Below are 24,043 nucleotides of genomic sequence, written 5' to 3'. Positions count from 1 at the left end.
CAGCCTCGATCTCGATGGCGTGGAAGTGATCTACGCCGGCGCATTCGGCGAGACGGCCGCGGCGCTGACGCCGGAGCAGGTGAAGGGACGTGTGGTCGCCTATGCACCCGAGGCGTCCAACGCCGCGCTGACCAAGTCGATTGAAGGGTCAGCGATCACGCCGGAGGGGGCGGCAGGCGTGGTGTTCCTGCTGCCACCACGCACGGCGGGTGTGCTGGGGTATGCGCTGCGTGGTGGATCGCAGCTGATGGATCCGTCGCTGCCACCGGTCGAGGGACGGCTGTTTGTGTCGGAGACTGCAGTGGGCAAGCTGTTCCCGACGCCGGTGAGCCAACTCGCACCGGGCACGGTGGGCGCGAAGCTGTCGATCAAGGCTCACGTGGACGTGTCGGCAGGCACGTTCCCGGCGCGCAACGTAGTGGCGCTGCTGCCGGGCAGTGATGCGAAGCTCAAGAACCAGTACGTGGCGGTGGGTGCGCACAGCGACCATGTGGGCGTGGCGCCGCGTGCGCTCGACCACGATTCGATTCTCGTGTTCAATCGCATCGTGCGCCCGGGTGGCGCGGAAGACGAGGGCAACATGGGTTCAGCCGACCAGTTTGCGCAGATCAACGCCGAGCTGGTGGAGCTGCGCAAGACGAAGGCGCCGCGCCGTGACTCGATCTTCAACGGCGCCGACGACGATGGCTCGGGATCGGTGGCCGTGCTGGAGATCGCCGAGTATCTCGCTTCGCTCAAGACGAAGCCCAAGCGCAGTACGCTGTTCGTGTGGCACGCCGGCGAAGAGAAGGGCCTCTGGGGATCGGCGTACTTCACCGAGCATCCGACTGTGCCGCGTGACTCCATCATTGCGCAGCTGAACATGGACATGGTCGGTCGCGGCGCAGCCACCGATGTCACGGGCATGAGCAAGGAAGGCAAGGAGCTGCGCGGTGGTCCCGACTATCTGCAGTTGGTGGGCTCGCGTCGCTTGTCGAGTGATCTGGGTGATCTCGTGGAGCGCGTGAACAAGGAAGGCAAGTACAATTTCACGTTCGACTACGCAATGGATGCCAACGGTCACCCGATGAACATCTATTGCCGCAGCGATCACTACGAGTACGCGAAGTGGGGCATCCCGGTGACGTTCTTCACGACGGGCGGCCACTCGGCCTATCACCAACTCACCGACGAGCCGCAGTACATCGACTATCCGCACATGCAGCGCGTGACGCGCCTGGTGGCCGGCATCGCGCTCGAATTGGGCAACACACCCAACCGGCCGGTGGTCAATGGGCCCCGTATGGACCCGCGCGGAACCTGCACTCAGTAGCCCAGATATCAGGCGTCAGATTTCAGAAGTCAGATATCTGAGGTCTGAAATCTGACGGATATAGACGGGTGAGAGATCAGATGTCCTAGATGGTGAGAGCCCTGAGCGTACGGGGCTGACTGTCGTGTGCCCCGAGAGTGAGGCCTGAGCGCGCGGGGCCGGCTGCCGCGCGGCGAGAATGGGTTTGAGCACCATCCCAACCATCGCCGCACACGAAAGGCGGCCGGCGTCAGTGCTCAGGCTTCTGGCCTCTAGGAAGGTCTGATCTCTCATGCATCTATCTCCGTCGGATATCAGACCTCCGAACTCTGATTTCAGACATCAGAAGCCCGCCCCACGCGCTTCCCGCGTTCCTCCCGCCTTCCGCTGCCTGCTAGATTTCTGGGCTGCTCCCGCTTTTCCCGTTCCTCTGTCCAGCTCAGATGCTTCGCCTTGGTATCGTCGGTCTCCCGAATGTCGGCAAGTCGACCCTGTTCAACGCCCTGACTGCCGCCAAGGCGGAAGCGGCCAACTATCCGTTTTGCACGGTCGAACCGAATGTCGGCATGGTGGAAGTGCCGGACTCGCGACTGACGCGTCTGGCGGAGATCGTGCAGCCGAAGCGCACAGTGCCGGCGGTCGTGCAGTTCGTCGACATCGCCGGACTGGTGAAAGGCGCGTCGCAGGGTGAAGGGCTGGGCAACAAGTTCCTGCAGAACATCCGCGAAACCGATGCCATCGTGCATGTCATCCGATGCTTTGCGGACGACGATGTCACGCATGTCATGGGGCAGCCCGACCCGGCGCGCGACAAGGAGATCATCGAGCTCGAGCTCGCACTCTCCGATCTGGCCACCGTCGAAAAGCGTCTCGACAAGGTGAAGCGCGCGGCCAAGGCCGCCGACAAGGAAGCCCTCGCCGAATTGCCGGCCCTCGAGGCAGCCAACGCGGCGCTCTCCGAAGGCAAGCCGCTCTGGCGCGCCGGTCTCGACGCCGACATGCTCGCCAAGCTGTCCGGCATGCAGTTGCTGTCAGCCAAGCCGGTGCTGTATGCCGCCAATGTCACGGACGCCGAGTTGGCCGGTGAAGAGGGCCAGTACCTCAAGGCCCTGCGTGCGGCCGTGGCCGCGAGCGGCGAACATGCCGAGATCGTGCCGTTTTCGGCGAAGATCGAAGCCGAACTGGCCGAGTTGTCGACGGAAGAGCGCGTGGAGTTCCTGGCGTCGCTGGGCATCGAGACCGCGGGGCTCGACCGGTTGATCCGGGCCGGCTACACGCTGCTTGGGCTGGAGACCTACTTCACAGCCGGTGAGCAGGAAGTCCGGGCCTGGACGATTCATCATGGTGACACGGCCCCTGTGGCGGCGGGTGTCATTCACACCGACTTCGAAAAGGGCTTCATCCGGGCTGAGACCGTGGCGTTCAATGACTTCTCGACGCTGGGCGGCTGGAAGCCCGCTCGCGAGAAGGGCGCCGTGCGATCGGAAGGCAAGGAATACGTGGTGCAGGACGGCGACGTGCTGCTGTTCCGGTTCAACGTGTAAAGTCGACCGAACACCTGATGGTGGGACCGGCGCAGGGGCTCAGCCTCTGCGCCGATCTTTTTTCCGCGCGCTGGGTATGTTGCTTCCATGATGCGATTGGCTTTCGCGCCTATGGTGGCAGCGCTCGCGACGCTGCTGGTCTGCTCGCCTCTGTCCGGGGAACCCTTGGGCAGTCAGCCAGCCACTGCTTCCGTGTCCCTGCCGGCTGGTGCCGCTCAGGTACCGTTTCAGGTGGGCGAGAAGCTCGAATACGACGTCAAATTCGGCTCGCTCAAAGTGGGCAATGGCAGCATGGAGGTGCGCGAGATCACCGAAGTGCGTGGCACGCTGGTCTGGCACACCGTGTTTCAGATCAAGGGTGGCATCCCGCTGTACCGGGTCAACGACCTGTACGAGTCGTGGTTCGACGTGGTCACGCTCAACTCGCTGCGCTACCACCAGGACGTGGACGAGGGCAGCTACGAGCGTACGCGGCGTTACGAGATCTTCCCGGAGCGCGGCATGATGCGCGATGGCGACAAGGATGAGGAGCCGACGGTATCGTCCCCGCTGGACGAAGGCTCCTTCCTGTATTTCGTGCGCACCATCCCGCTCGAGGTAGGCAAGACCTACGAGTACGCTCGGTACTTCAAGGCCCAGGGCAACCCGGTGCGCATTCGGGTGCTGCGCAAGGAGACGGTGTCGGTACCGGCGGGATCGTTCAACACGGTGGTGCTGCAGCCCACCTTCCAGACCAAGGGCATTTTCAGCCAGAACGGGAAGGCCGAAGTCTGGATCACGGACGATTCGCGCCGGATGATGGTCCAGATGAAGTCGAAGCTGAGTTTTGGCTCCCTGAACCTGTACCTCAAGTCGTCCGCGGGTACCAAGGCGCCCTGAGCGCCTCGCCATTGGCATTCCGATGGCGACGCAGGGCTTGACGGCCCGCCGCCCCTTTACCGCTGGTCCGGAACAGAGTAGCCTTAGAGGCTCGCCCGGATCGATTCGCGCTCCGGGTGGGCTGGTTGATGTTCTCAACCCTCCGCCCGCGGCTCGGCACTGCGGGTGGCACACAGACCATGCACGACCGCTGGTCCTGACCATAGGGAGGATTGCCGAGTGGCAAAGCTCAAGATCCGCCGCAACCCGACGCGGCGGTATGAAGCCGTGTACATCTTCGACAGCGCGCTCGAAGATACGACCATTGCTGAAAAGCTGGAGAAGCTGCAGTCCCTGCTCAACCTCGCCGAACCGGCTGAGATCGAGCACTGGGGTCGTCGTCAGCTCGCCTACAAGATCGGTCGTCACGAGAATGGCTATTACATCATCAGCCATTTCACGACGGTCCCCGCGACGCTTCCCGAGTTCGAGCGTGCGCTCAAGCTCGACGAAGGCGTGATCCGCTACCTGGTGACGCTGCACGAGCACGAGCTCGGCGCGCCCAAGCTGAGCGATGAAGAGCTCGCCTCGCGCCGTCGCGCGAGCGATGACGACGACGACGACGAGGAATAACCCATGCGCCGCCAGAAGAAGCCCTGCCCGATCACGGAAGCGGGTATCCGCTACGTGGATTACAAGGATGACCGCCTCCTCGCCCGTTTCATCACGGATTACGGCAAGATCCTGCCGAGCCGTCTGAGCGGCGTGGATGCCCGCCACCAGCGTCAGCTGTCGAAGGCGGTGAAGAAGGCGCGTTATCTCGCGCTGCTCCCGTACGTGAAGGGGCAGACGGGCTGAGTATGAACGGAGCGGTCGCGCCGGGTCTCGCCGCGACCGCTCCCCAGGAGCGTGGGTGGCGTTGGTTTGTGCTGGGATTGGTGCTGATGGTCGCTGTGACCGCCGCGCCGGCCTGGCCACCAACGTTGTCGCTCCTTGCCGGCGCGGTCCGGATGCTGCTGCCCATGGAACAGTTTGCCCTGCTGGTGCTGGTGGCGATCGCCGCCTGCGCCACGGTGGGTTGGTGGTCCGGGGGGCGGTTGTTTCTGGCCGTGTTGTGGGTGTCTGCGGCGGCGTACGTCCTCTGGCGTGTGCCGCTGCCCCTCTCCGGCTATGGAGCGTTCCTGCGCGGATGGTCGGTGACGCTGGGTGCGGCCTTCGGGCTCGTATGCCTGGCCTCTCCGGCCCGTCCGCTGCTGACCCGGGCGATCGGTGCCGTGGCATTGGCTGGAGTGATCACGCTCGCCGGATTCTCGGCGCGTTCACTTGGCCCGGTCGGCACCTTCGACGCTGCTGGACAGATGTTCTCCCGCGAGTATCAGCATCGATTGGGAGAGTCGCTCGAATCGTGGCGAGCCCGATCGGCTTCGGATGCCTGGCGCAGCTTCGCGCAGCGCTTCCCCGAGGCGGTCGAGCGCACCACCCGGGTGGAAGCAGTACTGGTGGCGTTGGCAGCACCACTGCCGGCGTCCGATGCAGTGGGCGGTGCCCGACCCGGTCCCCTCGTGGGACTGGTACCGGCGCTGCTGGCCCTCGAGTCGTTGCTGGCGCTCGCCCTCGGGTGGGCCGCCTACCATCGCTTGGCCCGGGCACGGATCGGTCCCCCGATCGGTGCGTTGCGGGACCTGCGGTTCAACGACCAGTGGGTGTGGGGGTTGGTGGTCGGTGTGACGCTGTTGCTGCTGCCCACGCTGGTGGAGTGGCGGGTCGCCGGCCTGAATCTGGTCTGCTTTTTCGGGACGCTGTACGCCCTGCGTGGTGCGGGTGTCCTGACCTGGTGGATTCCCGATCGGGCGGCCTTCTGGTCGCTGCTGGCCCTGGTGCTGTTGGTTCCGATCCTGGGACCGGTGTGGGTCCTGATCGCGTTGCTCGCGGTCACCTTCACCCTCGGGCTCGGGGATACATGGCGCGACTTCCGGGCGGGTGCTCCGTCCAGTCGTCCTTGGTCCTCCTGAGCTGGTCCTGTCGTTCGTCTTCTGTCTTATCCTTCACCGGTTCGACCCGGAGTTCCCATGGAAGTCATTCTCCGCAACGCCGTCGACAAGCTCGGACATCCTGGTGACATCGTCTCCGTGTCGCCGGGCTACGCCCGCAACTTCCTGATCCCGCGCGGCTTCGCCTATGAGGCCACCGAAGGCAATCGCAAGCGCATCGCGCTCGAGAAGAGCCGCCTCGAGGCACTCGAAAACGAGCGCATCGCGGCTGCCCAGGCCATCGCTGACAAGCTGGCCGAAGTCTCGGTGACCTTTGCCGCCCGCGTGGGCGAAGAAGGCAAGCTGTTCGGCTCGGTGACCACGGCCGACATCGCGCACCAGCTCGAAATCCAGGGCTACAAGATCGAGAAGCGCCAGATCGAGCTCAACGAGCCGATCAAGTCGCTCGGCGTCTATCGCGTGGGTGTTCGCCTCCACGCGGACGTGCACCCCGAAATCAAGGTGTGGGTGATCAAGCAGTAACGTCGATCACCGACGACCAGGCGAGGGGGGTCCGATCACAGGACTCCCCTCGTTTTTTGTCCCGACCGGCGTGCGCCCCTGTCCGACAGCAGGTCCGCGCCGCAACCTTCACGGAGTAAGGCGGGTACCGATCACGGGTACCGCATTCCGGTACGTGACCCGGCAGTTGCCAGGTCGCCCCGCCACTGCCCTTCCCGACTGAGTACATGGCTGAACGCGCACCAAGTCCCGGAGAACCCATCGCCCTGCGCGCCGCCGCACTGGCGAGCGACCTCAAGGCCACCGATATCGTGGTCCTCGATCTCCGGGGAGTGACGGATATGACGGACTTTTTTGTTATCGCTTCTGGTACCTCGGATACCCACGTGCGAGCCGTGGCAGAACACGTGCAGGCAGGGTTGAAAGCGTCTGGGGTGTCTACGACTATGACGGAAGGCCTCACGCAGGGGCGGTGGGCGTTGCTCGACTACGCCGATTGCGTGATCCATGTCTTCCACCCGACGTTGCGGCAGTTCTACCAGCTCGAGCGACTCTGGGGCGACGCCACGCCGGTGCAATTGGACAAGGCAATCACGCAGGGAGCGCGATAATCATGACGCTGGCGCAGCGGTGGACCCGGTTGAAGGCAAAGCTTGAAGAGCTTTCGGTGGCCGCGGTCAGGGCCGCTGTTGTCGCGTGTGGTGTCGCGCTGGGCGTCGCCGCGCTGGCGGCTCCCGCGCAGGCCCAGGGGTACTTCGGCCAGAACCAGGTGCAGTACGACCGGTTGCGCTGGCGTGTGATCGAGACCGAGCATTTTCTCGTTCACTACTATCCCGAGATTGCCGACGTGGCGCCCGATGCGGCGCGCATGGCTGAACGAGCCTATGCGCGACTGTCGCGCCTCACGTCGCACCAGTTCCGTGAAAAGAAGCCCATCCTCATCTTCGGCTCGTCCGGTGACTTTGCGCAAAGCAACGTCTTCGGCGACCTGGGCGAAGGCACTGGCGGTGTGACCGACCCGCTGCGCCAGCGCATGGCGCAGTTCTTCTCGGGTGACTGGCAGAGCTTCGAGCACGTGCTCACGCACGAAATGGTGCACGTGTTCACGTTCGACATTTTCTCGCGCGGTCGCGCGGGCGCAGGGCTGCAGAATCTGGCGATGGTCAATCCGCCGCTGTGGTTCATGGAAGGCCTTGCCGAATACCTGTCCATCGGACCGCGCCACCCGTGGACCGATGCCTGGGTGCGCGACGCCGTCGTGAACAACGCGCTGCCGTCGATTTCACAGATGACGGAGCGCCCCGACAAGTACTTCCCCTACCGCTACGGTCTCGGGTTCTGGCAGTACGTGGGCGCGCGTTGGGGTGACGAAGTGATCGGCGAGATCATGAACGCGGTGCCGAGCCTTGGCATCGATCGGGCCTTCCGTCGTGAGCTCGGCATGTCGCTCGATGAAGTGAGCAACGAGTGGAAGCGCGCCATGCAGGCCAAGTATCTGCCGATGGTGGCCACGCTCGATCGCCCGCGCAGCTTTGCCGAGCCACTGCTGTCGCAGTCGCGCACCGGCAGCATCGCCAACATGTTCGTGGCGCCGGCGCTGTCGAATGATGGCAAGTTCATCACGTACATCGGTTACGGCAGCCTGCTGCGCGGTGAAGTCTTCCCCGAGATGTATCTGGCCAACGCCGAAACGGGCAAGCGCATCACGCGCCTGGTGAAGACCACCACCAATCCTGACTTCGAACAGCTGCGATTCATCTACTCGCAGCCGTCGTTCTCCCTGGATGGCAAGTACCTCGCGTTCACCGGCCAGCGTGGCGGCCGCGACGTGTTGTACATCATGGATCTCAAGTCACGAAACGTCATCAAGCGCATCGACATCGAGTTGGACCAGGTGTTGAGCCCGGCGTTCTCGCCGGATGGTCGGAAGGTCGTATTCAGTGGAATGCGCAACGGCTCGAGTGATCTGTATGTGGTGTCGCTCGACGCGCCGGGGTACACGCAGCTCATGAAAGACCAGTTCGGTGATCTGATGCCGCAGTGGTCTCCCGACGGCAAGACGATCGCGTTCATCAGTGACCGCGGTGAGGACTCCGACATGGAGATCCTGAAGATCGGTCAGTGGAAGGTCGCGCTGTACGACCTGGAAACGCAGCAGACGACCATTCTGCCGGGTCAGGGTGGGCGCGCCATCAATCCGCAGTGGGCTCCGGACGGCAAGTCGCTCGCGTACGTCACCGATCGAACCGGCATCGCGAACATTTTCCTGTACGACTTCACCGACCAGGAGCACTACCAGCTCACGAACGTCGTGGGTGCCGTGACGGCAGTGGCCGAGCAGTCGCCAGCCATCTCCTGGGCGCGCGAGGCCGACATCATGGCCTTTGTGTACTACGAGAAGACCGACCACGCCATCTGGAAGATCAAGAACCCGCGCGCGCTCAAGAAGCAGCCGTTCCGCGAGGTAGTGGTGGCACAGGGTGGTACGCAAACGGGTGCGCAGCCGGGTCGGCCGACAGGTGCCGCCACGCCACCCGCACCGCCAGCGGATCCCACCGCGCACCTGCGCCGCGCCACGGTGCAGGACAGCGCGGCCGCGCGCCAGTCGTATTACCGGCCGAGCACCGGCAACGTCGCGCGCGTGTCGAGTGAACTGCCGGCGTCTGCCATCACCCCCATCAGCGAAACGGTGAGTGTCGAAGCGCTCATGGACAGCTTCGACTTTTATCTGCCGGATACCACGCGATTCAAGGAATCGCGCTACCGGGCGAAGCTCACGCCCGAGTACATCGCGCAGCCCAGCATCGGCTACCAGCAGAACGGCTGGGGTCAGGGTACGTATGGCGGTACGACCATCGTTCTGAGCGACCTGCTCGGCAACCGACGCCTGGCGCTCTCGGGCTCGATCAACGGTCAGCTGGGTGATGCACAGGTCTTTGCCGGCTACACCAGCCTCGGCCGACGGCTGCAGTACACCACAGGTGTGCTGCAACAGCCGATGTATCTGATCTCGAATTTTTACGAGACCCCAGGCGAACAGCAGGGGCAGTTCCTCCAGACGCAGGAAATGGCGCGTCTGGTGTTCCGCCAGGTATTCGCCGCCGGGTTGTACCCCCTGAACCGATTCACGCGTTTCGAGTTGGGCGCACGCTTCCAGAACATTGACCAGCAGGCCATCCCCATCACGCGCCTGGTGGACTACAACTTCGGCTACGGTACGGCGTGGGAACGCGGCAGCACCCGCAACGTGGCGTCGGCCAACACGGTATCGCCTTACCTCGCGTGGGTGACGGACAACTCGATGTTCGGCTTCACCGGACCGATCTCCGGCAAGCGAATCCGATTGCAGGTTGAACCCACCGTCGGATCCTGGAAGTACACCGAGTACACGGCCGACGCGCGATCGTACATTCCCATCCTGTTCAACTACATCACGTTCGCGACGCGCCTGACGACCAGCATGGCCGTGGGTCGTGATGAGCTGCGTTTCCCCAAGTGGCTGGGACGTCCGGATTTCGTACGCGGTTACAACCGTGAAGATCTCCAGTTCGTGAGTTGCTCCGGGCTCCCGTCCAACGATGGGTCGTCCTGCAACACAGAGGAACTGATCGGTAGCCGTGTGGCATTCGCCAATGCGGAACTGCGCTTCCCGATCATCCGGCGCTATGGGTCCCGCACCGCGCTGCTCGGCGGTCTGCCGCCCATCGACGGTCTGTTCTTCTACGATGCCGGTGTGGCGTGGTCGAAGGATCAGACCGTGACATTGTCGGCGCCGGCGAACTATGACTTCACCAAGCAGCGCGCCCTGCTCCGCAGCTATGGGTTCGGCGTGCGCATGAACCTGTTCAACATCGCGATCATCCGGTGGGATTGGGCGAAGCCTGTGAGCCGACCCAATGCCCGCGGTTTCGGGACCTGGTTCTTCGGCGCGAGCTACTGACGCTTCGCTCCGGACGTCGTGAACAAATGGGGGCGCGAGCATGCATGCTCGCGCCCTCGTTGCATTGAAGGTGGTGTACGGTGCGACGGTTCAGGCCGCCCAGTGCCGGCGCCGCGCGAGGAGACCGATCGAGAACAATCCAATCAACATGAGTGTCCAAGTTGAAGGCTCCGGCACCGTGGTGCTTGGCGGTGTGTATTCGAATGTCCAGTCGGACACCCAGGAGTATTCCGACGCCAGTCCTGACGATGCCGTGAAGCCAATGCGTGCCTCTTCGCTCCAATCACCCAACATGATGCCGTTGTGGGTCTGGCTGATGGTGGTGATGCCGTTGGTGATCGTGCTTGCGAGCGACTGATTGGCAGCATCGTAGCTCAATGAGACGTTGAAGAGCCCCTGATAGTTCTCATTCACGTCCCCGAAGGGCTTGTCGGTCACCTGGGTCAGGCTGCCATTCTGCCCGAGCAGGAGTTCGCGCCAGAAGGTCTGAAAGGCAAACGCGAGACTGTTTTCGAAAGAGCCTGCGTATCCCATGTCCTGTCCGCCGCCGCCGATCTGCGACGCGCTGCCCCCGGTGACCACGAAGCCGATACCGTCGCCGGTGCAGATGGGCTCATCATATCCGTCCGCGTTGCCCACCCCCTGGCAGGAGAAGCGCGTGGTGTAGGACGTGAACCAGTTGGCGTTCAGCAGATTGTAGGTGGCTGTCGAGATCGCGCTACGCGCGGCGCCGTATTCGCCATTCGACATGCGGAGCGCCGATCCCTCCAGTGTCGGGTTGCCCGACACATTGGGCGTGGCATTCACCTGCAGCTCGATTCCACCAAAGGTCACGGTGGGCTGAGCCTGCACCGAGGCGGCCGTCAGCAGACTTGCCGCTCCCATTGCCGTGATCAACTGCCTCACTGTTCCAGCCTTTCGTCTCATGTGTTGCTCCTGAAGAAGTACGTGGCAGGCGTTTCCCACCCACTTCCTCACGCGCAAATGCCAGCACTTTTCTTTCACGTACTCTGCGGCACTGGGTACCCGCGCATTCCAGTTACCGATCTGGGCAGCCCCGCCATTCACCACCCGGCGTGCACCGCGGCACATTGGCGCGCGGCGGATCGAGGCGGCGCACACTGTCGGCGAGGGTGACATCTCCCAGGCGTTCGTAAGTGGCGGCGAGCACGCGCCGCAATCGTGGCCGCATACTCCAGAGCTCAGGCGCCTGATTGACCTCGTCCAATCCCCGATTGAGCGATGCCACGGCCCCCCGATAGTCACCAGACGCCAGCGCCGCCTGTCCTTCAAAGAGATAGGCGAATGTCATGACCATGGGAGAGCGCGAGCGCGCGAGGTCTGCGACCGAACGCCGCGCGACACGGTAGGCGGCGGCCGTGTCTCCGCGCGCCAGTGCGTCCTCGATGAAACTGTTGTTCACGAGGAGCCGCTCGGAGATCCGCATCTCCGAGCCGTCGCCCGCGAGGTCGATGGCGCTTTGCGCCTGAACGCGGCGCTCCGCGGTATCGCCTGCCACGGCGGCCCAGAAGGACCGATTGCGGGCCAGCACCGCGGACACGGCCGGTGACCCGCGAGGCATGCGAGCCACTTCGGCGAGAAAGCGCGACTGCGCCGGCATCGCCTGTTCGGTGCGTCCCAACACAAGCAGCGCTTCGAACTCGGCGCCCCAGGCACTGAACTGTTCATTGGTGTTGGAGAATCCCAGCGAGTCAGCCAAAGCGAGTACGGCGCGGGCGCGCCGCAAATACTCGCGCGGGTCACGATGAATCCAACTGGACGTCAGCATGCGGATCGACTGCGCGCGCAACGACAGGATGGTCCGTCCCGTGCGCCCCCTCGTGCCACTGAACCCCGACTGCTCCTCCCGCAACACCACCGCTTCGGCGAGTGAATCCGCGTAGTGCACACGCCCCAGCGACATGGCACGGGCCGCATCGACCAGTGCGATGCGCGCACGGAGCTCGTGGTCAGGTGGCAGCGCCTCGACGGCCTCGCGGGCCGCCGCGATGTATGTGTCGGCGGCGTACGGTCCATCGAGCTCGAGACGCAGCACCGCACTCTCGAGACAGGCCCGCGCATACTCCGGACTGTGTGTGCCGAAGCCCTCGGCCGCGAGAATGCGCGCCGAATCGAGCACACCGCGCGCTTGGGTGAACCGCGATTGCGACATCACGTTGACGCCGATCGCCGTGTACAAACGAGCACGAATGCGCGCATCATCCGCGAACTCGCGGGGCACGCGCACCAGCGCGCTATCGAGCAACTCGGCCAAGGTACCGGACGTGGACAGTCGCACGATGGGATCGTACGACGTGGCGTTGGTACCGGTGACGATCCCGGACAGGAACGATGACGCGCGTTCGGCGCGCGCAGCCTCTGCCCGCGCCAGGAGTGCCTGACGCCACGCCACCGCCCCAGCGCCAGCGATAAGTACCAGGGCCGACGCGGCCGCTATCGTAAAAGCGCGTCGCCGCCGCACGAAGGTGCGGATGCGGTATGCGGTGCTGTCAGGGCGCGCCATGACACGATCGCGACGCAGGTACCGATGGATGTCGTCGCTCAGTGCCACCGCACTCGGATACCGCCGCGCGGGATCGCGTCGCATGGCCATCTGCGCGATGGCATCGAGTTCACCGCGCAACAGTGCCGCGAGCCGAGCGGGCGTAGCCATGCCGCGGGCAGCGGCGGCTTCGGGCGGGACGGTACTCGCGATCACGCTCGGCGCCCGCGGCTCGCGCTCGCGTACCGCCAGCAGCTGTTCGGCAGCCGAAAGCCCCTGAAGTGCGAAGGGCGGCGCACCAGTGAGCAGTGTGGTGAGCACGGCGCCGAGTGCACACACATCAGTGGCCGTGGAGACGGTTTCGCCCGTGAGCTGTTCTGGTGCTGCGTAGGCGATGGTGAACGGCGACAATCCCGCACCAGTGAGCGTGCCTTCATGCTCTTCCGTCTCGATCAGCTTGGCCACACCGAAGTCGAGCAACTTCACCACGCCATCCTGCGTGACCAGGATGTTGTTGGGCTTGAGGTCGCGATGAATGACCAGACGCTGGTGTGCATGGTGCACGGCGGCGCACACCTGCCGGAACAGGTCGAGTCGCGCACTGATGGACAACAGCTGTTTGTCGCACCAGGCATCGATGGGCGTGCCGTCGACATACTCCATGGCCAGCCACGGCATGCCGTCCTCCGTCGCACCGCCATCGAGCAACTGCGCGATGTTGGGATGCTGCAACTGCGCCAGGATCTGTCGTTCAGAACGGAACCGGTGCAGCAACACATCCGAGTCGGCGCCACGCCACAGCGTCTTGATGGCGACCTCCTGGCGGTAGGCATCGTCGGCGCGCTCGGCCAGATACACGGCGCCCATGCCACCGCGCCCGATGAGCCGGAGCACACGATACGGACCGACGCGACGACCGATCAGGCTGGGAGCCACTGGCGCAGCGGCACCGTTGCCGTCGGATGACGAATCCGCCGTGCGCTCCATGGTGAATCCGAGCAACTCGTGCGCGGGGCGATCGAGATCGACGGGCACTTCTTCTTCGCTGGCCGCGTCGAGCAGGCGAGCCAATTGGCGTTTGACGCGTGGTGATGACGCCAGCGACAGCAGGTGGGCGTGTCCCGCTGCGCCTACCTGTTCCGATTGCGTCCAAAGTTCCTTGAGCTCGGCCCATTCAGCCGGCGTGATGGTCTCGTCAACCATGATGCATCATCGCTCGCCTTCCCTGGACGCAGTCTCCATGCCTGACACGCGCAACGGGCAGCCCGGAATTGTCATCGGCGATGTGCGACAATGGAACAGAGGCCTCGCGGCGAGCTTCCACCGGGTTGGCGGTCAACCGTCGCGTAGCTGTACCCGCAGCCATGCGCGCGCCATCGCCCAGTCGCGGGACACCGTGGCGGGCGAGATATCGAGCAGGTCCGCGATTTCTTCGAGCGACAGCCCCACGAAGAAGCGCAGTTCCACGATGCGGGCCTGCCGGGGATCGAGGCGTTCGAGTTGACTGAGCGCCTCGTGTACCGCCAGCACGTCGTCGGCGCCGCCAGTGTTCAGGTCGTCGAGGGAGACAGTTTCGGCGGCCTCCAACGGGACGGACCGTTCGCGGTCCCGCCGGTCGGCCGAAGCCCGCCGGGCGTAGTCGACCAGCACCCGGCGCATCATCTGGGCAGCAATGCCGAAAAAATGCGACCGGTTCTTCCAGGGGGCGACCTGACCCACCAACCGCAGGTAGGCCTCGTGGACGAGCGCGGTGGGCTGGAGGGTGTGGTCGCCCCGTTCCCGGCTCAGATAGGCCCTGGCGAGGCCGTAGAGCTCCTCATAGACGACTTTCCCGGCTTGGTCGCGAGCGCCGGTATCCCCGGCCTGGGCGGCGCGGAGCAGCTCGGTGAGCGACGGCGGGGAAGCGGGCGCGGGCATGTCGCCGAATATGGTCTAGGATTGGCTCACAGCCAGCCCCTCCCTCAGTGGTCCCCGGGCGGGTACTTTACCCGCGTGCGCACGCTCTTCGCGTCGGCGCTCGTGCTCCTCGCGTGCGGTGTTGCCGGCGGCTGTGCCGATCGCTCGTCCCGCCCCTCCGGAGCCGAGGCCGCCCCTACTATCCCCGGTGGCCCTGACCCCCTGGTGTTGCGGCTGTCGCGAGACGGCGGCACCCTCACGGCTGCCCGTTACCCCGTGCTTGACACCACCGTCTGGCGCTCCGCCACGCGGGTCCCCCCGCTCACACAGGTGATCGGGTTCGGCCCCGAGGACGGCTATCTCGCCGCCGTGGATTCCGGCGGCAGTCCGGTTCGCATCGACCTCCGGCTCGGTTCCGTGACCACATCGCGTACGGACACCGTGCGGTCGCTGGTCTCGGCCGACGGTGGGGCGATCTATGGCCTCACGCAGAGTGGAGAGGTCACCCGCTACACGCCGAGCGGCGGCGACTGGAGGTATCGCCCGTCGAATCCGGTGGACGCGCTCTTTGCACCGCTCGACGGCTCGGTGATCCTCGTGTCGGCAAGCGAGGGCGAGGTGATGGTGCGTCGCGTGCGTCCGCCCAATCAGGCGGTGTCCGACAGCGTGTCGATCAAGGCGTCGGGCGATCTCGAGGTTGTGCGGCGGAGCATCGGCGCGACCGCCGGCACGGTGGGGGATCGTCTGTACTTCGCGGCCGACGAGCGCGTGATCGCGGTGCGCACCCGTGATCTCGGTGTGGCGCTGAATGTCGACCTGGGTGATCCGATCACGGCGATCGCCGCGACGCCCAGTGGCGATCGTTTGTTCGTGGCGCTGGAAGACGAATCGGTCTTGCGCATTGTCGACCGCTTCGAAGAGGGCGTGACCGGCCGCATCCGACTGCCCGCCCCTGCGAGCGCGCTGCGGATGGATCCCATGGGTCGCATGCTGCTGGCCCGTGGCACAGGTGACTCCGTGTACGTGGTCAGTCTGGGCGGCGATGCCGTGCTTGGCGTGGTCCAGAGCGCATGGCGCGGTGACCTTCCGCTGGTGATGGCCGACGGTTCGATCGCGATCACGCGGGGCGACGATGTCGTGCTCGCGCATCCGTCGACATTGAGCGACATGCGCACGATCGCCGGTGGCGCCAAGCAGTTCTGGCACACCCTGCGCTGGAATGGCCTGCGCCCACGTGCGGCAGGACTCGACCAGCCGGTGCAGTTCCGCAACAGCGCCCCGCGTGACACCGCACCGCCGCCTGCTGCGGCGCCGACCGGACCGGACAGCACCCGCGCCACCCGTGGGGATTCGGCCGGGGCACCAGCTGCACCATCGACGTTCACCGTATCGTTTGCGGCCCTGCTCGATGAACGTCAGGCGCGTGCGCTCGCAGGTCGTATTCGCGTGGAGGGTCTTGTGCCGCGCATCACGACCACTGATCGCGATGGAACGACGGTGTATCGCGTGGTCCTCGGCCCCTTCCCTTCACGCGCCGAAGCCGACCGCGTGGGTAAGCTGTCGGGGCAGAACTACTGGGTATTCGAGGGCGCACCATGAGTGATCCGGGAATCATTCCGGAGAAGTGGGAAATGGAGGGTCGCCGGCTCGCCCCGCTGCTGGACAGCGTGTGTGCGGTGGTGATCGCCGCCAATGATCCAGCAATCTCGACGCAGGTGGCGATTGGCGTGGCGCGCGCGCAAGGCCAGCGCCGCCGCGTAGCCATTGCCGATCTGCTGGGTGAGGCACCGGCGCTCGAAGCGCTGCTCACCGGCGATGATCCGCACGGTATTGCCGACAGCTTCCTGTACGGCGTGTCCCTGAACAAGATCGCGCGGCCGATGCGGGATGCAGAAAACGTGTTCCTCATGCCCAGCGGCACCGAGCCGGTGGATCACGAGGCCGTCTATGCCAACGATCGCTGGCGCCGACTGGCGGCGGGTTTTCATCAGGTTGGTGCGCTGCTGATCGTCGTGGCGCGCCCGTCCACGGCGGGTTTTGCGCATCTGTGCGGGTTCATGGGCGCGCTCATGCCCACGGGTGAGTCGACTTTTCCGACGCCACCTGGTGTGCCGCTCATTGCACCACCGGCCCCACCGCCACCGCCGCCCGAGCCAACACCGGTTCCCAAACCGCAGACGGCAAAGCGTGCACGGGAAGCAGCTCAGGAAGATGGCGCCAGTCGACGCAATCGCATCCTCGCGCTGCTGCTGGTACTCGGCGCGGTGGCCATCGCTATCGGTGCGATGTGGCCGCAGATGCTGACACAGCTACCAGCGCCGATTCGCGCGCTGATGGGTGGTGGTGCGGCCGTGGCGGACAGCTCCACCGCGGTGGTGCCGCGCACACCCATGGACAGTGCGCCCCGCCCCGATTCCACGACGCCCGGCCAGACGCCGGCATCCGACAGCGGTACGGTGCCCAGGGACAGCGCGGTGAAGCCGGCCTCGCCGCCAATGCCGGTCGAGAATCTTGCCGACAGCACCGTGGCGGCGCGGTACGCCATCTATTTCGCCACCGCGAATACACGCGCAGCGGCCATGCCGGACAGCAAGGTGCGCGCGCTCGAAGCCGTGGCGCTTTCTCCCGTGGTGGAGAGTGGCGAGCAGTGGTTCCGCGTCACCGTTGGTGCGACGGCGTCGCGCCCGGAGGCGGAGGCACTGCTGGCGCGCCTGCGTACGGAAAAGATCATCGGCGCGGGGAGCATCGTTTCCGTGCCTTATGCATTGCGCCTCGAGACCCATGTGACACCGGCACTGGTGCCCACGCGACTCGCGGCGCTGAACACACGAGGCATCATAGCCTATGCACTTCGTCAGTCTGACGGCAGTGCATCGGTCTACACCGGGGCGTTCGAGTCACCCACGCAGGCCTCGGCGCTTGCCGATTCCCTGCGTGCGGTCGGCGTGGCACCGGTACTGGCATTTCGAACGGGGAGAGGGTTCTAGTGCGTTTGACGAAGCTCGAAGTACATGGCTTCAAAGCCTTTGCCGATCACCTGGAGTTTGTGTTCGAGAAGGGCGTGACGGCCATCGTCGGTCCAAACGGATCCGGCAAGTCGAACGTCTCCGACGCGGTGCGTTGGGTGCTCGGCGAACAGCGCGCGCGGGCGATGCGCGGCGCCAAGATGGAAGACGTGATCTTCCACGGTTCGTCGGCCCGCAAGGCGGTGAACATGGCGGAAGTCTCGCTGCACTTCGACAACACCGAAGGCGAGCTGCCCATCCCGTTCAAGGAAGTCGTGATCACCCGGCGCCTGCTGCGCTCCGGTGAAAGCGAATACCTGCTCAACCGGGCGCCGTGCCGTCTGCGCGACATCCAGGACCTCGTGCGCGGCACGGGTCTTGGTGCGGACTCGGGCGTGGTCATCGAAAGCAAGATGATCGACGCGCTGCTCTCCGATCGTCCCGACGATCGTCGTGAACTGTTCGAAGAAGCGGCGGGCGTAGGTCTCTATCGCGATCGTCGCCGCAGTGCAGAACGTCGTCTCGAAGAGACCACAGTGGACCTGGCGCGTCTCGACGATCTCATCGCCGAAGTGCAAAGTCAGGTGCGTTCACTGGCTCGTCAGCGTCGCCGCGCAGAGCGTCATGCGGAACTCACGTCGCGTCGCTTTCAGGTGGAGATTTCGCTGGCCACGCGTGAGATGGCCGCGTGGCGCGATGAGTTGGAGGCGCTCGATGGTCGGTTGACCACGTTGCAGGAAGACGTGCCTGGTGCCGAAGAGGCAATTGCGGGCGCGGAGTTGCAGCGTGAAGAAGCGCACGTCACGCGGGCCGCCGCAGAGGGCAGCCGTGTGGAGCTGGCGCGGTTGGCGAGCGAGCAGCGCGACAAGACGCAGAAGCTCGAGCGCGAGCTGGCCGTGTCGGAAGAGCGTCAGCGCAGCACGACCATGCGTCGTCAGCGGGCGGAAGAGGAGCGCAGGGAAAACGAAGCGTTTGGCCGTCGCCTGCGTGAAGATCGCGAGCGCGCGGCCACCGATCGTACCACGCTCGAGCAGGAACTGCGTGATGCCGGTGAAGCGCTGCAGGAACGCCTGAGCGCCGAACAGAGCGCTCGTGAAGGCGTGCAGCGCGAGCGTTCGGTGGTTGACCAGCTCGAACGGCAGGTGCGAGAGCATCGCGACCAGGCGCGTCGCCTTGAGCTCGATCGCGACAGCGCCGCCCGTGAGCAGACGGAAACAGAACAGCGCCGCGACGCATTGGAGATTGAACGTCAGACGTTGGCCGATACGCTGGACACGATCGAGCGTGAGCTCATCGCGGCCCGTGATCAGGTGGAAGCCTCCCGCGCCGCCGCACAGGAAGCGCTCGATGGCCTCGAAGGCGCGCGCCTCATGGCGGCCACGGCACGCACGGCGGATGCCGAGTCGCGCAGTGCGTTGGCCAGCGCCGTGGAAGCCCGTACCGAACTCGAAGGCCGCATGAATGCTTTGGCGGCCCTCGAACGTGAGCGTGTGGGGCTGGCACCGTCCAGCGCGAAGCTGCTCAAGGAACGCGAACGGTTTGGCGAGGGCGCCGTACTGGGCCCGCTCACCGACTTCGTTTCGGCCGACGGCGAAGCCGCGCGCTTGGTGGAGCGCTATCTCGGCGCCACCATGCACGCCATTGTCGTGCGTGATGCAGAGGTGGCCGCGGCGGTGCGCCGTTGGCACACCGACACGCAGCCCGGCCCGTTGCTGCTGTTGCCGCTGGATGTGGTCACCGAACTCGGGGCCGATGATGGTACGCTCGCCGGCAGCGTACAGGCGAGCGGGCCGACATCGCGCTGGGTGCGCGCGCTGCTCGGCAAGGTGCGCGCGGTGGATAGCGGCGAAGCGTTCGTTGACGAACATGGCGCAGTGTTCCTGCCTGGCACGGCAACGGGTGCGGGTCCGCTGCAGCGTCGTGCTGAGCTGAATCGACTGGAAGCCGATCTGGCCGCCGCCGATGCGCGCCGCGACGAAGCGGTGATGACGGCGGAAGCGGCGCGCCTCGCCCTTGGCGAAGCCGAACGGGCGCAGCAAGCGGCGACGGAAGGTCATAACCGCGCCCAGCAGGAAGCGCGGCGTGCCACGGAAGTGCAGCAGGAAGTGGAGCGTCGCCGCGAGCGTGCCGAACGTGAGCTGGCGCAGAGCAGTGCGCTGGCCGAGCGTCTGGTGTCGCGACTGCAGGAGCTGGAGCAGCGTATGCAGCAGCTCGCGCAGCAGGCAGATGTATTGCATGCACGCGCGGGCGAAGCGGACAGTGATATCGATCAGGCTCGCGAAGCGCTGTCCATTGCGGAGCGTGAGCAGGAGCAGGCCCGCGAAGCCCGTGCCACCTGGCAGGTGGCGCAGGCGCAGGCGCAGGCGCGCCTGTCCGTGGCTGTCGACCGTGAAAAGCGCCTGTCGGAAGAAGACAGCACCGCCGCCGCGCGGCTCGAGTCGTTGGCCAAGGAACTCTCCACGCTGTCGGATGCGGACCAGCATCTCGTCACGCAGCTCGATGCCTGGCGCGCCGAGCTGGAGACGGAACAGAAGTCGCTGACCGACGCCGATGGACGGCTGGGTGAAGCGGAGCGCGCGGTGGCTGCGGCCAACGCGGCACTCAATAGCTGCGATACTGCTCTCGATGAAGCCCGTCGCCGTGCGAGCGCGTTGGGCGAGCAGTTGCATGGTGCGAAGCTGCGTCACACGGAATTGTCGGGACGTCGCGAAGCCATTCGTCAGCGTCTCGAGACGGAATGGCGTCGTTCGCTGGACGACTTGCTGGCCGGCTTCGAAGAGTTGGACCTCGGCACGGATGACCTGCGTGCGGAAGCCACGCAGCTCCGCAGCGCGCTCGATGAACTGGGCCCGGTCAATCCGTTGGCGATCGAGGAGCACGAAGAAGAACAGCGGCGCCTCGAATTCCTCACGTCGCAGCGCAACGATCTCGTGGCGGCCAAGCAGTCACTGCACCAGGCCATCCGCGAAATCGACAGCACAGCACGAGAGTTGTTCCTTGCCACATTCGCGCAGGTGCGCGAAAACTTCCGTCAGATCTTCCTGCGGATGTTCGGCGGCGGCGAGTGCGACCTGCGCCTGGAGAACCCGGACGCGCCACTCGACTGCGACATCGAAGTGCATGCGTCGCCCCGCGGCAAGAAGACGCAGCGTATTCACCTGCTCTCCAGCGGTGAGCGCGCGCTCGTGGCCCTGTCGCTGCTGTTCGGCATCTTCCTCACCAAGCCGAGTCCCTTCTGCCTGATGGACGAAGTGGACGCGCCGCTCGACGACCAGAACATCGGCCGCTTCGTGAAGATGCTCAACGACTTCAAGTCGCGGACGCAGTTCATCGTCATCACGCACAATCCGCGCACCACGTCTGAGGCGGCCGACGCGGTGTACGGTGTGACGATGCAGGAGCCCGGTGTATCGAGCATCGTGAGCGTGCGTCTGCGCAACGGACCGGCGGTGGATGAAGGTGGCGCCAAGACACCGGTGGCTCCGAACGAGCCGGAAGTTCCGGATGATCATGCGGAAGAAGACATCGTTGCGGACGCTGACGAGACCGTCGTCGACGTTGCGGTTGAAGTCACCGATGTCGACGACCCCTCCGAGCCGGAACCGTTGCCGGCATGATCTCGGCGTGGTGGCGACGCATGACGACGGCCCTGCTGCTTCTGGTAGCAGGGCTTGTCGTTCCTGTGCTCACACCCGAAGTGGTACATGCGCAAGGCGTTTTTCTGGACAGCCCGCGTGAAACGCTGCTGAATACGGTTACGCCGGCCATCGGCTTTCTGGCGGTTGGCCTCGGTCCCGCACGCCCGCTGCAGATCACCTTTCAGGTGTCGACCACGGCGGACTTTGTGGGCCTGGTGCTCGACAGCACCTTCACGTCGATGGACACGTCCCTCACCATCCAGGTGACACGGCCGCTTCCTCCGCTCACGAACGTTTTTTGGCGTGCGCGTGTGCGAGCCTTGGCAGGTTTTGTCTTCGAGTCGGCGGTAGTGGGCCCCAAGACCATTCCGCCCTGGGTCACGCTGTGGACGCCCAATTCCGCCTCTGGCAATACCTTCGACGACACACGCCGCCCGCTGTTTGTGTGGGGCAGCCCGAACGTGACGCCACTGGTGGGACCATGGCGATACGATTTCGAGATTCTGAATTCCAGGGGCGGGCCTGAAGTCGCGGTGGGTGGGTTGATCGACACGACCTATCGACCGACGATCGATCTGGAGGCGAATTCCTCGTATACGTGGACCGTGCGCGCATACCTGCGCACGGGGGCTTCGTACAAGGTGACCAACCTGGGGACTGTGTTCATCACGGACCCGGGAGCCCCCAGCAGTACAACGCTCTTCCAGAATTTTCCCAACCCGTTCCCGTCTGCCTTTGCACCGAACACATGCTTCTGGTTCGACGTGAAGGAACCCGGAGCCAACATCACGCTCGATATCCTCGATCTTCGAGGCAACGTGGTGCGAGCGATCGTACCGGGTACCGATGGCATTGGTCGCTTCGACGCCGGGCGCTATGGGCGCGGCGTGTCAGGCGGCGAGAGCAACTGCGACGGGAAGTTCGTCTGGGATGGCACCAACTCCGACGGCCGCACGGTAGCTCCAGGTGTGTACATCGCCCGCTTCAAGGCGGACCGCGGCGCGCCCACGTTCCGTCGTATCGTTTTCCGCGGACGCTGATCCGCATCTTCATTTGCCATGAAGCTCACCACCATCGGCACCGGCACGGCAGCGCCGCATCCCTCCCGCGTATCCGCCGCGCATCTCGTGGAAGCGGGGGACGTACGCCTCCTCCTCGACTGCGGCAGCGGCGCTGTCCATCGCATGGCGCAGCTCGGCGTGGCGTGGCAGGACGTCACGCATGTCGCGCTCACGCACTTTCACACCGATCATATCTCCGACCTGCCCCTGCTGATCATGGGGTGGCGTTGGGGGCAGCTGCCGCCCCGGTCCACACCGGTGACCATCTACGGACCGGTTGGTACCGGTGCCCTCTTCGAGCGATTGGCGGCGGTGCATGGCGCGTGGATGCTGGCTCCCGGCTTCCCGATCACCGTACGCGATGTAGGCCCGGACGAGATCGTGAAGCTCCCGGGCGGCGTGGAGCTGACCTCACATCCGGTACCGCACACGCCCGAGAGCGTGGCATATTCAATCAGTGAGGGAAATCGGCGTCTCGTCTACACCGGTGATACCGGCGTGAGCGAGGCGTTGGGCGACTGGGCGCAGGACTGCGATCTGCTGCTGGCCGAATGCTCGCTGCCGGACAGCATGGCGATCGGTGAACACCTGACGCCACGCCAGGTCGGTGCGTTGGCGGCCCGTGCGCGGGCCCGTCAGCTCGTCCTCACGCACTTCTATCCGCCGGTCGAAGCCGTCAACATCGGCGCCGAGGTGGCGGAGCATTACGCCGGTCCCACATTCGTGGCGACTGACGGCTGGTCTACACACTTCTGAGGACGTGACATGCTGGTCGTGATGCAGCCCAACGCCTCTTCGTCCGAGATCGATCGGGTGTGCGAAGAGATCGTGCGTCAGGGCTTCAAGCCCCTCCCCATGCCGGGCGAAGTCCGCACGGCGGTCGGTCTCCTTGGTGATGATGCCAAGGTGGATTGGTCGTACATCGAGGGGCTGCCGGGCGTCGCCAGCGTGCTGATCGTGCAGAAGCCATACCGTCAGGCGTCGCGTGAATGGAAGGGTGACAGCACCATCGTCGAAATCGCGCCGGGCGTGCGTTTTGGTGGCGACGAAGTGCCCATCGTGTCGGGCCCGTGCTCCGTGGAGTCGGAAGAGCAGATCCTCACGTCGGCACGTCAGGTGCGAGCGGCCGGTGGCACGGCGCTGCGTGGCGGTGCGTTCAAACCGCGTTCTTCACCCTATGCATTCCAGGGTCTTGGCAAGCAGGGTCTCGAACTGCTCGCGCTCGCGCGCCGTGAGACCGGACTCGCCATCGTCACCGAAGCGATGGACGAACGGGGTGCCGATCTCGTGGCCGAATATGCCGATTGCATTCAGATCGGTGCGCGCAACATGCAGAACTACTCGCTGCTCCGGTACGTGGGCACGCTGGGCAAGCCGGTGATGCTCAAGCGCGGCATGGCGGCCACGATCAATGATCTGCTGCTGAGCGCCGAGTATGTGCTGGCAGAAGGCAACCCGAACGTGATTCTGTGTGAGCGTGGTGTGCGCACCTTCGACAGCGCAACGCGCAATCTGTTTGACCTCACGGCCATCCCGGTGGTGCACAAGCTCTCGCACCTGCCCATTGTGGCGGACCCGAGCCATGGCACCGGCCTTCGCGACAAGGTGACACCGATGGCGCGTGCTGCGGTGGCGGCGGGTGCAGACGGCATTCTCGTGGAGATGCACCCGCAACCGGACAAGGCGCTCTCCGATGGCGCGCAGTCGCTGTATCCGGAGCAGTTCACGGAGCTCGTGGTGCAGCTCCGTACGATCGCGCAGGCGATCGGTCGGTCGGTACCGACGCTCGGTTGAACCCGGCACCAGCAGACGGGG

Annotated in this window: 18 protein-coding genes; 15 read left to right on the top strand and 3 right to left on the bottom strand. The window is 65.0% G+C overall.

What is annotated here, in order from left to right; genetic code table 11:
* The 9 genes from VGE27_RS06205 to VGE27_RS06165 all read left to right on the top strand — a co-directional run.
* Positions 1 to 1,312 (top strand): M28 family metallopeptidase (locus tag VGE27_RS06205; RefSeq protein ID WP_331048772.1); only part of this gene is annotated, 1,312 nt, incomplete at its 5' end.
* Positions 1,313 to 1,734: 422 nt separating this feature from the next.
* Positions 1,735 to 2,835, top strand: a complete 1,101-nt coding sequence (gene ychF, locus VGE27_RS06200; RefSeq protein WP_331048771.1) for a redox-regulated ATPase YchF — start codon at positions 1,735 to 1,737, stop codon at positions 2,833 to 2,835.
* A gap of 87 nt (positions 2,836 to 2,922) precedes the next feature.
* On the top strand, positions 2,923 to 3,714 hold the full coding sequence (locus VGE27_RS06195) for a DUF3108 domain-containing protein (protein WP_331048770.1): 792 nt from the start codon (positions 2,923 to 2,925) through the stop codon (positions 3,712 to 3,714).
* Between the two features lie 219 nt (positions 3,715 to 3,933).
* On the top strand, positions 3,934 to 4,326 hold the full coding sequence (gene rpsF, locus VGE27_RS06190; RefSeq protein WP_331048769.1) for a 30S ribosomal protein S6: 393 nt from the start codon (positions 3,934 to 3,936) through the stop codon (positions 4,324 to 4,326).
* A gap of 3 nt (positions 4,327 to 4,329) precedes the next feature.
* On the top strand, positions 4,330 to 4,551 hold the full coding sequence (gene rpsR / locus VGE27_RS06185) for a 30S ribosomal protein S18 (RefSeq protein WP_331048768.1): 222 nt from the start codon (positions 4,330 to 4,332) through the stop codon (positions 4,549 to 4,551).
* A 2-nt stretch (positions 4,552 to 4,553) separates the two neighbouring features.
* On the top strand, positions 4,554 to 5,705 hold the full coding sequence (locus VGE27_RS06180) for a DUF2232 domain-containing protein (protein ID WP_331048767.1): 1,152 nt from the start codon (positions 4,554 to 4,556) through the stop codon (positions 5,703 to 5,705).
* A 57-nt stretch (positions 5,706 to 5,762) separates the two neighbouring features.
* On the top strand, positions 5,763 to 6,206 hold the full coding sequence (gene rplI, locus VGE27_RS06175) for a 50S ribosomal protein L9 (protein ID WP_331048766.1): 444 nt from the start codon (positions 5,763 to 5,765) through the stop codon (positions 6,204 to 6,206).
* A gap of 206 nt (positions 6,207 to 6,412) precedes the next feature.
* Positions 6,413 to 6,796 carry a ribosome silencing factor gene (gene rsfS / locus VGE27_RS06170; RefSeq protein WP_331048765.1) on the top strand — a complete coding sequence of 128 codons (384 nt, stop codon included), beginning with the start codon at positions 6,413 to 6,415 and terminating at the stop codon, positions 6,794 to 6,796.
* 2 nt (positions 6,797 to 6,798) lie between these two features.
* A complete protein-coding gene (locus VGE27_RS06165; protein ID WP_331048764.1) occupies positions 6,799 to 10,125 on the top strand; it encodes a hypothetical protein in 3,327 nt (1,108 codons plus the stop codon).
* A gap of 90 nt (positions 10,126 to 10,215) precedes the next feature.
* On the opposite strand, the gene VGE27_RS06160 is transcribed toward VGE27_RS06165, so the two are convergent.
* From VGE27_RS06160 to VGE27_RS06150, 3 genes are all read right to left on the bottom strand, one after another.
* Positions 10,216 to 11,052, bottom strand: coding sequence for a PEP-CTERM sorting domain-containing protein (locus VGE27_RS06160; protein ID WP_331048763.1), 837 nt, complete (start codon positions 11,050 to 11,052; stop codon positions 10,216 to 10,218).
* Between the two features lie 112 nt (positions 11,053 to 11,164).
* Positions 11,165 to 13,831, bottom strand: coding sequence for a serine/threonine-protein kinase (locus tag VGE27_RS06155; protein WP_331048762.1), 2,667 nt, complete (start codon positions 13,829 to 13,831; stop codon positions 11,165 to 11,167).
* A 132-nt stretch (positions 13,832 to 13,963) separates the two neighbouring features.
* On the bottom strand, positions 13,964 to 14,545 hold the full coding sequence (locus VGE27_RS06150; protein ID WP_331048761.1) for an ECF-type sigma factor: 582 nt from the start codon (positions 14,543 to 14,545) through the stop codon (positions 13,964 to 13,966).
* Positions 14,546 to 14,620: 75 nt separating this feature from the next.
* On the opposite strand from VGE27_RS06150, the gene VGE27_RS06145 reads away from it, so the two are divergent.
* From VGE27_RS06145 to aroF, 6 genes are read left to right on the top strand one after another with little or no spacing between them, the layout of a single operon-like run.
* Positions 14,621 to 16,123, top strand: a complete 1,503-nt coding sequence (locus VGE27_RS06145) for an SPOR domain-containing protein (protein WP_331048760.1) — start codon at positions 14,621 to 14,623, stop codon at positions 16,121 to 16,123.
* Positions 16,120 to 17,511: an SPOR domain-containing protein gene (locus tag VGE27_RS06140; protein WP_331048759.1), complete on the top strand. Its 1,392-nt coding sequence runs from the start codon at positions 16,120 to 16,122 to the stop codon at positions 17,509 to 17,511. Before VGE27_RS06145 ends, VGE27_RS06140 begins: the two co-directional genes overlap by 4 nt.
* Positions 17,511 to 21,146: a chromosome segregation protein SMC gene (gene smc, locus VGE27_RS06135; RefSeq protein ID WP_331048758.1), complete on the top strand. Its 3,636-nt coding sequence runs from the start codon at positions 17,511 to 17,513 to the stop codon at positions 21,144 to 21,146. The genes VGE27_RS06140 and smc overlap by 1 nt, the downstream gene beginning before the upstream one ends.
* A gap of 20 nt (positions 21,147 to 21,166) precedes the next feature.
* The gene (locus tag VGE27_RS06130) at positions 21,167 to 22,207 is read left to right on the top strand and encodes a hypothetical protein (RefSeq protein ID WP_331048757.1); all 1,041 of its coding nucleotides are present in this window, start codon (positions 21,167 to 21,169) and stop codon (positions 22,205 to 22,207) included.
* 18 nt (positions 22,208 to 22,225) lie between these two features.
* Positions 22,226 to 22,984, top strand: a complete 759-nt coding sequence (locus VGE27_RS06125) for a ribonuclease Z (RefSeq protein WP_331048756.1) — start codon at positions 22,226 to 22,228, stop codon at positions 22,982 to 22,984.
* Between the two features lie 9 nt (positions 22,985 to 22,993).
* Positions 22,994 to 24,022, top strand: coding sequence for a 3-deoxy-7-phosphoheptulonate synthase (gene aroF / locus VGE27_RS06120; RefSeq protein WP_331048755.1), 1,029 nt, complete (start codon positions 22,994 to 22,996; stop codon positions 24,020 to 24,022).
* The last annotated feature ends 21 nt before the right edge of the window (positions 24,023 to 24,043 follow it).

The sequence above is a fragment of the Gemmatimonas sp. genome, assembly GCF_036405635.1.
Lineage (GTDB): Bacteria > Gemmatimonadota > Gemmatimonadetes > Gemmatimonadales > Gemmatimonadaceae > Gemmatimonas.
This window is presented reverse-complemented; position numbering and strand designations above follow the sequence as displayed.